Raw genomic sequence first — 722 nt, 5'->3', positions numbered from 1 at the left:
AAGCATCATTCCTAAGATGTAAACCCAAGCCAAGACTTCCACCCAAGTAGGCACATTGTCACTCACCACAACGAAAACAGCGCAAAATGATAATACTGTAAAAATAACTCGAATAAACATAACAGCCTCTTTTTCATTGGTTCTTCCATCAAGCGTATCATTAGATTTGAAGGTCCAAACTCTCATCCATATACCAGGAAAACCGGCAACGCCGCTTTTCTTGGTGCATGGATGCGACAAGCGCAGCGCGTCAGTTCGGAGCCAAATGTTCGTTGTGAACATTCATCTTTCATCACGCTGTCACTTAATACCCCTATCAAATTTACTCAGCGTCCCTCCCTGTTTGCTCGCTTCGCGTTGCAAATTCAGGAGAGACCCTTCGCAAATTTCGCGAGCCTACTCGCGCTATGTAGAATTTAAAAATTCCACATAGCGCGAGATTTAATGAGCTTTCGTATGATTTCACGCAACAAAAAGCCTGCAACAAAAACAATATTTGCATTTAGATCAGAGGAAGCGCAAAATGAAAATTCACAACCACCCACTTATCCCAATTTGGGATATAAATTTGACCTCGTTGGGTGAGGTCTACGTTGCATTCAGAGCACCGTCCGGTCAGAGAACCGAGTTAATTTTGCTCTTGCCTGTGGGGAGTACGGCCTAGTTAAAACCGTATACGTTGGTTCCAATACTGATACCAATGGGGCTTTCTCAAAGTTAGC

Annotated in this window: 1 pseudogene; it reads right to left on the bottom strand. The window is 43.5% G+C overall.

The features are described 5' to 3' along the window. Window positions 1-282, bottom strand: a pseudogene (locus R7044_RS25385) (hypothetical protein); the annotation flags it as partial. Between the last annotated feature and the right edge of the window lie 440 nt (window positions 283-722).

This window comes from Vibrio sp. 1402 (assembly GCF_033340275.1).
The sequence above is the reverse complement of the archived record's forward strand: the minus strand, read 5'-3'. Positions and strand labels throughout refer to the sequence as shown.